Source organism: Mucilaginibacter sp. (genome assembly GCF_028288105.1).
Classification (GTDB): domain Bacteria; phylum Bacteroidota; class Bacteroidia; order Sphingobacteriales; family Sphingobacteriaceae; genus Mucilaginibacter.
Genome location: NZ_JAQBOI010000118.1, coordinates 1 through 8170 on the forward strand (window position 1 = coordinate 1; position 8170 = coordinate 8170).

An 8170-nucleotide genomic window follows, 5' to 3' on the forward strand; every position below is an offset into this window, starting at 1 on the left:
GCCCAAAGGCGATGGTTATGGCGGGTATAGGTCTCGATGAACAGGTCGGCAGAGGGCAGGCCGATGTCTTTTAGCTTATAAGTACCGTAAAGTTCGTGCAGTGTTTCTTCGGCGTTTTTATCAAAATCCCAAATGGTATGGTCAAGGTCGAAGAAAATGTGTTTGTAAATTTTAGATGTACGATTTACGATTTTAGATTGTGGCATAATAACGCGAAGTTACAACATTTAAATATTCGTAAAATGCAGTTGGCCGCAATGGTTGTTTACAAGCGTACATTACAAAGTATTCTATAATAATTATAACCGGAATTAGCAATGGTAGAGAACATGAAAACCAGCAACCGGCTTTATAAAGTCTTGATCTGAAATTATCACTATTTTGTTTATTATACCTTTTATCAATCCAATACCCTAAGTTGTAAAAAATATTAGCGATGCCCATCATTATTAAATATCCAATTCCTTGAAATAGAATAGTAAATAAAGTTATTTCAAAATCCTCAACATAAGGGGCTATTAACAAAGATCCTAAGATCGCATAATAGATAAAAGCAATTATTCCGGCTAACGCTAAAAAAATATTGTATTGAAAACGCCTTTGCCGCCACCAGTTGCGTTTATAATTGTTTATACTTATTTTATTCATTCAAATCGTAAATCTAAAATCGTCCATCGTAAATCTTCCTTACACCTTCTCCCCAAAAGCCAGATCACCCGCATCACCTAATCCCGGAACTATGTAAGCTTTGCTGGTCATTTCGTCATCAACTGCGCAGGTCCAGATCTGTGCTTTTGGCAAGTTGGCACGCACATGGGTAATGCCTTCGGTGCTGGCAATAACGGCGGCTATGTGCAGGGCTTTAAGATTGTATTGCGCCATAATCTCTTTACAAACACAAACTATGCTTTGCCCGGTGGCCAACATGGTATCGCACATGATCAGTGTTTTACCCTCCAGGTTTGGGGTTGATATATGATCTACCTGAATGGTGAATGCCCCACTTTTTTTAACGTTGCGGCAGGCAGTTGCAAATGCGCATGCAGAGCGGTCGAAAAAATTAATAAAGCCCTGGTGAAAGGGGAGGCCGGCACGCAGTATGGTGGCAATAACGGGTTGGTCGGCGGATAAATTTACGTTGGCAATGCCCAATGGGGTTTGCACATCAGTCATGTCATATTTTAGGGTCTTACTTATTTCGTAAGCCAGTATTTCACCCAGTCTTTCCTGGTTCTTACGAAAACGGAACTTATCCTGCTGCGCGTTCACATCGCGCAGTTCGGCCAAAAACTGATTGGCAATAGTGTCGGTTTTGTTGAGGATGAAAATCATTCTTAAAATTAAAGTTTTTAAGTAAAAAACAGGCTATTTTATTTTTGACCTAAAAGCCAAATTATCGATGAATAAAATTTATCTTGATTATATGTAGTTAACTACGTAGGTTTGTACATAAATTAAAAGTATTATGAATTTTATAACACAGATAAATACTTTAAACAACAGCCATTGCAAAGAAATTATCGACATAATCCTCCCTATACAGCAAATAGAATTTAACGTCCCCGTAACGCTTGAAGGCCAGCCCGACCTGTTGGATATTGAAACCAATTACCACCAAACAGGCGGCAATTTCTGGGGCGCTTTTCATAACGGCGAGTTGGTTGGCACCATTGCCATCATTGCAATAGGCAATAATGCCGGCGCTTTGCGCAAAATGTTTGTGCGTAAAGAATACCGTGGCAAAGAGTTGGGGATAGCGCAACTATTGTTAGATACGTTGATAGCTTATTGCAAACAAAACGAGATAAACGCTATATATTTAGGCACTGTTGATATGCTGAAGGCGGCCCATCGTTTTTACGAAAAAAATGGATTTACCCAACTGGACAAAGCAGAACTACCCAAATCATTCCCACTAATGGGGGCCGATAATATTTTTTATGAATTATATTTAGGCAATTAGCCTGACAACAAATGAACGTTATTGACGAATCGGGAATTTTAGCTATTTCCACAAGGCTGCAACGCCTTGCCGAGACGCTTCGTAAGGATGGCGTGCTTATTTACAAAGCAAACAATATCGACTTTGAACCTAAATGGTTCCCGGTTATTTATACCCTGCACTTTAAACCGGTTTTAAGCGTAGTTGAAATTGCCAACGAAATAGGATACACCCATCCATCTACCATCAGTTTGCTTAAAGAGTTGGAGAAAGAAAAACTTATCCGTTCCAAAAAAGATAAAGCCGATGAGCGCAAACGGCTCATTCAGCTAACTGCTAAAGGCCACGCGCTGGTTGAACAAATGAAACCCGTTTGGGAAATTATGAAGGGCGCTGCTGCCGAACTTGCTAATACCCAAAATAATCTCATGAAAGCTATTGCTGAAGTAGAAGAACAAATTAGCGAACAAAGTTTTTTTGCCAGGGCACAGCGCTTAAGATCTTCAAAATAATCATTATCTAATTGTGGTGCCTTAATCCGGGCCGAACATAAATCAGGTGCGCCTGTTGTAATAAAATATAAAGATCGGTATAAACTATTGTTGACATACTGTTGTCATTATTGTTGGCTTACTTTGATCTGTAAACCCTAATGCAGGATTATTTGTATTTTTACATTATACATGGATTTTAAAATAACTTCCCAATACGTACCCTCCGGCGACCAGCCCAGTGCCATTAAGCAACTGGTTGATGGTGTAAACAATGCCGACCCTTTTCAAACACTTTTGGGCGTTACAGGGTCTGGTAAAACGTTTACCATTGCCAACGTAATTGAGCAAACCCAAAAGCCAACGCTGATACTTAGCCATAACAAAACGCTGGCGGCGCAACTGTACGGCGAGTTTAAGCAGTTTTTCCCGGATAACGCGGTAAACTACTTTGTATCATACTATGATTATTACCAGCCCGAGGCATTTATTCCCTCGTCAAATACCTATATAGAAAAAGACCTGCAGATAAATGAGGAGATAGAAAAACTGCGTTTGCGTACCACTTCGGCACTCATGAGCGGCAGGAGGGATGTGATCGTGGTATCGTCCATATCCTGCATTTATGGTATGGGTAACCCCGAAGATTTTGCCAATTCGGTATTTAAATTCGCGGTAGGTACCCGCATTAGCCGCAACGCTTTTTTACACAGATTGGTTGAAATATTATACGCCCGCACCACTGCCGATTTTAAACGCGGAACCTTTAGGGTGAAGGGCGATACCGTGGATATTTTCCCGGCTTATATGGATTATGCTTACCGCATTTCCTTTTTTGGGGATGACATCGAGGAGCTAAGTACTTTTGATATCACCACGGGCAAAACCATAGAGAAGATGACCCACATGGTGGTTTATCCCGCCAACCTTTACGTTGCCCCGCGCGAGCGCTTCCAGCAATCTGTTTGGGCTATACAGGAAGAGCTGGAAACCCGCAAGAAACAATTTATTGACGATGGCAGGTTCATCGAAGCCAAACGCCTTGAGGAAAGGGTTAATTACGATTTGGAGATGATCCGCGAGTTGGGTTATTGTAGTGGTATTGAAAATTATTCACGCTTTTTTGATGGCCGCCAGCCGGGTATGCGCCCATTCTGTCTACTGGATTATTTCCCTGATGATTACCTGATGGTGATTGACGAAAGCCACGTAACTGTGCCGCAGATCCGCGCTATGTATGGTGGTGACAGGTCGAGGAAGATCTCGTTGGTTGATTATGGTTTCCGTTTGCCTGCGGCGATGGATAACCGCCCGTTAAACTTCCAGGAGTTTGAACGCCTGGCACCGCAAACCATTTATGTAAGCGCGACCCCTGCCGATTTCGAATTGGAAAAATCTGGCGGTGTGGTAGTAGAACAGGTGATACGCCCAACCGGGTTACTTGATCCTGTCATAGAAGTTCGCCCGGTGATAAACCAGGTAGATGACCTGTTGGACGAGGTAGATAAAACCATTAAAATGGGCGACCGCATTCTGGTAACCACCCTAACCAAACGCATGGCCGAAGAACTGGCTAAGTACATGGATAGGCTGGGCATTAAGTGCCGCTACATTCACTCGGAAGTAAAAACCCTGCAGCGGGTAGAGATACTGCGTGGCCTTCGCCTCGGTGAGTTTGATGTACTGATAGGTATCAACTTACTACGTGAGGGACTGGATCTGCCGGAGGTATCATTGGTAGCTATTTTGGATGCTGATAAAGAAGGTTTCCTGCGGTCGGAGCGGTCGTTAATACAAACTATTGGCCGTGCTGCCCGTAACGACAGGGGCCGGGTTATTATGTATGCCGATAAAATAACCGATTCCATGCAAATTACGATGGACGAAACCAATCGCCGCCGCGAACTGCAGATAAAATATAATACCGAGCATGGCATAACGCCAAGAACAGTTGGTAAATCCCGTGAGGAAATTATGGAGCAAACCTCTGTGGTCGACTTTAAAGGTGGTGTGCAGCAGGCCTATGTGGAAACCGACATGGTTAGCCTTGCCGCCGACCCTATTGTACAGTACATGACCAAGCCCGACTTGAAAAAATCTATCGAAAGTACCCGCAAGGATATGGTATCGGCAGCAAAAAATATGGATTTCCTGCTGGCCGCCAAGCTGCGTGATGAAATGTTTGCACTGGAAAAGATGATGGAAGAGAAGTTTTCTTAGATGTGCAGATTACAGATGTGCGGATATGCAAATGAGCTTCATTTGCACATTTGCACATCTGCATATTTGCACATTGTATAATTTGAAACAAATTATACGTTATATACTTATATTTGTAAGCTAAATTAAAACCAGATGGGTCTAATACGTTTTTTGATCATAACCATTTGTTCGTTATATATCATACGCAGCCTGGTGCGTATATTTTTGCCTATGCTATTTAATAGTGTAATAACTAAAGCACAAGAGCAGGCACGCCAGCAGCAACAAAACTACCAACAACAGCAGCAACCAAGGCCTGATGGACGTGTACGGGTCGACTATAAACCCGATGCAAAAAGTTCGGTGCCTGATTCTGAAGGGGAATTTGTAGATTACGAAGAAATAAAATAAACCAATGCTACCCGAAGGGCTATATAAACGCAGGCGCGGTCACAACAATACACCGCCATCGGTACTGTTAATACTTACCAACTGTATTGTGCTTGCCGTTTTAATACAGTTGTTTATTGGCTGCAGCACTATCAATAACTTTTTCTGGATAGCTATAGGCATACTCGCGCTTTATAATGTTTACAACATCCGCCGCAACCGCGAGGAATACAATAAACTGAATGTTATTGTGTACATAGTTAGTATTTTGATTATGCTATTCCTGTTCTATTATTATAGCAACCAACCCCATAATTGCTAATTAAATATCTTATAAAAACTTATCGTTTCTAATCTCATTCAAATTTCTATTTTTGAACATTATAAATATTATCCCTAAAAGAGTTTAAATGAATAACTGGATCAAGCGGAATAGTGGGCACCTTATTGTTGCTGCAATTTTTTTCGTACTAACATTTGCCTATTTCTTTAACCCTATTATGCAGGGTAAGATTTTATATCAGGGAGATGTTTTGCAGGCCCAGGCCATGCAAAAAGAGATAATGGATGTTAAAGCTGCCACCGGCAAGGCCCCATTATGGACAAACCAAATGTTTGGCGGTATGCCCAGCTACCAGATATGGGCAAAATACGGTTCTAACATTACTACACACGTAATTGATGTTTTAAAATCAGTTTTCCCTAACCCGGTTGATACTGTATTGCTATATCTTTTTGGCGCTTACCTTTTATTCTGCACTTTAAAACTGAATCATTGGCTGGCAGCGGCAGGAGCGGTAGCATTCGCTTTTTCTTCCTATAACTTTATTTATATTGATGCCGGGCACGCCAACCAAGCGTATGCTATAGCGTTTTTTGCGCCAATAGTAGCCGGTATAATCATGACGCTTAGGGGCCAGTACATTACAGGCGGTGCTTTAACAGCATTATTTCTGGCAATGGAAATACGGTCAAACCACGTGCAGATGACCTTTTATCTGCTATTGGCTATCATCATATTAGTATGTATCGAGCTTTATCATGCTATAAAAGCAAAACAGACCAAACCTTTCTTAAAATCAATAGCCTATCTATCTGCCGCCACTATCCTGGCAGTAATTGTAAATGCAGGGTCGTTATGGACAACTTACGAATACAGCCATTACACCATTCGTGGTAAACCGAACTTAAAAAGCGAAACAGGTGCGGCAAGTTCCGGACTTGATAAAGAGTATGCTTACAACTGGAGCCAAAGCGTAACAGAATGCTTTACCTTCTTTATCCCTAATGCATACGGCGGTGCTACGGGTGGCCCGGCGGTTGATGACTCAAAGGTTGTAAAAATATTAACAGAAAAAGGTATTGACGCTGCACAGGCACAGCAATTTGCCAGCCAGTTACCCACTTATTGGGGTAATAAACCAAGCACATCCGGCCCATGGTATTTTGGCGCCATTGTGTTTTTCCTTTTTGTTTTAGGCTTACTCATAGTTAAGAACAGGATAAAATGGTGGTTGCTTTCGGCCGTATTGCTGAGCGTGTTCCTGTCGTTTGGTAAGAACCTGCCTTTCCTTTCCGATCTGTTCTTTAACTACTTCCCGCTATACAACAAGTTTCGCGCGGTTGAATCAACATTAGTAATTGCGTCGTTGTGTTTCCCTATCCTGGGTTTCCTTGCACTTAACGAAGTGTTTATTAACCGTGATAAACCATATATTTTTAACAAAGCTAAACTGGCGTTTTACATTACAGGCGGCATAACCCTGTTAATGATAGCATTGCCAGGCCTGTTCCTTACCTTTAAATCAACCGAGCACCAAACCTTGGTATCGGGGCTTACGCAAGCATTCCAGGGTAACTCTGGTATGGCTAACTCTGTTGCTAACGCATTGGTACAAGATCGCGAATCGTTAGAAAGAGCGGACGCTATACGCACACTGATATTTATAGCGTTAGCCTTTGGTTTGTTATGGATTGTTATCAAACAAAAAATAAGCACAACCTTTGCCGCACTTGCATTTATGGGCATCATATTGGTTGATATGTGGAGTGTTGACAAGCGTTATTTAAAGGATGATAATTTTATCCCGAAAGAAAACATGGACCGCGCCTATACACCACGCGAGGTTGATGAATTTATTATGCGTGATAAAGACCCCGACTTTAGGGTGATGGATATGAGCCTTCCTGATCCTTTCCATGATTCACGCTCTTCCTACTTCTTTAAAACGGTAGGTGGTTTCCATTCGGCCCGGTTAAGGCGTTTTGATGAATTGGTAGAAAATCAGTTTACCAAAAGCATGAACCAGGATGTATTGGATATGCTAAATACCAAATACATTATTACTGCCGACCCAAAAACCGGTACTGCAAGTATGCATGCAAATTCAACAGCATGCGGCCATGCCTGGTTTGTGCAAAGCATTAAGTATGTAAAAGATGCCGATCAGGAAATGCAGGCTATCAGCAGCTTTTCGCCTAAGGATGAAGTAATGATAGACCAGAAGTACAAAAGTCTTGTAGAGGCAAAACCTTTAGGTGCTACTGTAAATGGTACAATTGAGCTAACCAGTTACCAGCCCGATCACCTTACTTACCAAACTGGTTCAACATCAAACCAGGTAGCTGTATTCTCTGAGATATATTATGAAAAAGGCTGGAAAATGCTGATAGATGGCGTTGAGCAACCTTACTATCGTGCCGATTATTTATTACGTGCGGCAACTATCCCGTTAGGTAACCACAAGGTTGAATTTATATTCCACCCAACATCTTACTACGCCGGCGAGAACATCTCGTTAGCGGGCTCGATATTGCTTGTGCTGGCATTGGTTGGTGCAGTATACGTTGAAAACAAAAAGAAAAAACCGGCAGCTAAAAAGGCTTAAGGATTACATCTTGATATTAAAAGAGCGATGGGTTTGTACTCATCGCTCTTTTTTGTACACCAAATCGTCATTGCGAGGTACGAAGCAATCTCTTTAGGATGGTTGTACAACTTGCATGAAGGACTTGCTCAAAGAGATTGCTTCGTACCTCGCAATTGTAAGGGTTACGTAATTCGGTAACAGAATCAGGTATTTTTATTTGTTGTTTAGGGTGACCATATCGATAGGTTTCTTGCCGCTGATCCCCTGATGTGGTC

The 8170-nt window shown here is 41.9% G+C and carries 7 protein-coding genes and 1 pseudogene; 6 read left to right on the plus strand and 2 right to left on the minus strand.

All coding sequences use genetic code 11. From position 1 onward, the window contains the following. Positions 1-206: pseudogene (locus JWQ85_RS08195) on the minus strand (hypothetical protein); the annotation flags it as partial. Between the two features lie 481 nt (positions 207-687). After that, on the minus strand, positions 688-1332 hold the full coding sequence (gene upp / locus JWQ85_RS08200; protein WP_299466698.1) for a uracil phosphoribosyltransferase: 645 nt from the start codon (positions 1330-1332) through the stop codon (positions 688-690). Positions 1333-1465: 133 nt separating this feature from the next. Between upp and JWQ85_RS08205 the strand changes: the two genes are divergently transcribed. The 6 genes from JWQ85_RS08205 (at position 1466) to JWQ85_RS08230 (ending at position 7913) form a co-directional block, all read left to right on the plus strand. Further along, positions 1466-1963 carry a GNAT family N-acetyltransferase gene (locus JWQ85_RS08205; RefSeq protein ID WP_299466701.1) on the plus strand — a complete coding sequence of 166 codons (498 nt, stop codon included), beginning with the start codon at positions 1466-1468 and terminating at the stop codon, positions 1961-1963. Between the two features lie 11 nt (positions 1964-1974). Continuing rightward, the gene (locus JWQ85_RS08210; protein WP_299466704.1) at positions 1975-2454 is read left to right on the plus strand and encodes a MarR family transcriptional regulator; all 480 of its coding nucleotides are present in this window, start codon (positions 1975-1977) and stop codon (positions 2452-2454) included. Between the two features lie 171 nt (positions 2455-2625). Next, complete coding sequence (uvrB, locus tag JWQ85_RS08215; RefSeq protein WP_299466707.1) at positions 2626-4653, plus strand: excinuclease ABC subunit UvrB; 2028 nt, start codon at positions 2626-2628, stop codon at positions 4651-4653. Between the two features lie 135 nt (positions 4654-4788). Further along, a complete protein-coding gene (locus JWQ85_RS08220; RefSeq protein ID WP_299466710.1) occupies positions 4789-5046 on the plus strand; it encodes a DUF4834 family protein in 258 nt (85 codons plus the stop codon). A 4-nt stretch (positions 5047-5050) separates the two neighbouring features. After that, positions 5051-5347, plus strand: a complete 297-nt coding sequence (locus JWQ85_RS08225) for a hypothetical protein (protein WP_299466713.1) — start codon at positions 5051-5053, stop codon at positions 5345-5347. Positions 5348-5525: 178 nt separating this feature from the next. Then, positions 5526-7913: a YfhO family protein gene (locus JWQ85_RS08230; protein ID WP_367186195.1), complete on the plus strand. Its 2388-nt coding sequence runs from the start codon at positions 5526-5528 to the stop codon at positions 7911-7913. Positions 7914-8170 lie beyond the last annotated feature (257 nt).

Excerpts from the sequence above, each read along its gene's own strand:
- upp (WP_299466698.1), bottom strand. The coding sequence starts at position 1,332 with ATGATTTTCATCCTCAACAAAACCGACACTATTGCCAATCAGTTTTTG.
- JWQ85_RS08205 (WP_299466701.1), top strand. The coding sequence starts at position 1,466 with ATGAATTTTATAACACAGATAAATACTTTAAACAACAGCCATTGCAAA.
- JWQ85_RS08210 (WP_299466704.1), top strand. The coding sequence starts at position 1,975 with ATGAACGTTATTGACGAATCGGGAATTTTAGCTATTTCCACAAGGCTG.
- uvrB (WP_299466707.1), top strand. The coding sequence starts at position 2,626 with ATGGATTTTAAAATAACTTCCCAATACGTACCCTCCGGCGACCAGCCC.
- JWQ85_RS08220 (WP_299466710.1), top strand. The coding sequence starts at position 4,789 with ATGGGTCTAATACGTTTTTTGATCATAACCATTTGTTCGTTATATATC.
- JWQ85_RS08225 (WP_299466713.1), top strand. The coding sequence starts at position 5,051 with ATGCTACCCGAAGGGCTATATAAACGCAGGCGCGGTCACAACAATACA.
- JWQ85_RS08230 (WP_367186195.1), top strand. The coding sequence starts at position 5,526 with ATGCAGGGTAAGATTTTATATCAGGGAGATGTTTTGCAGGCCCAGGCC.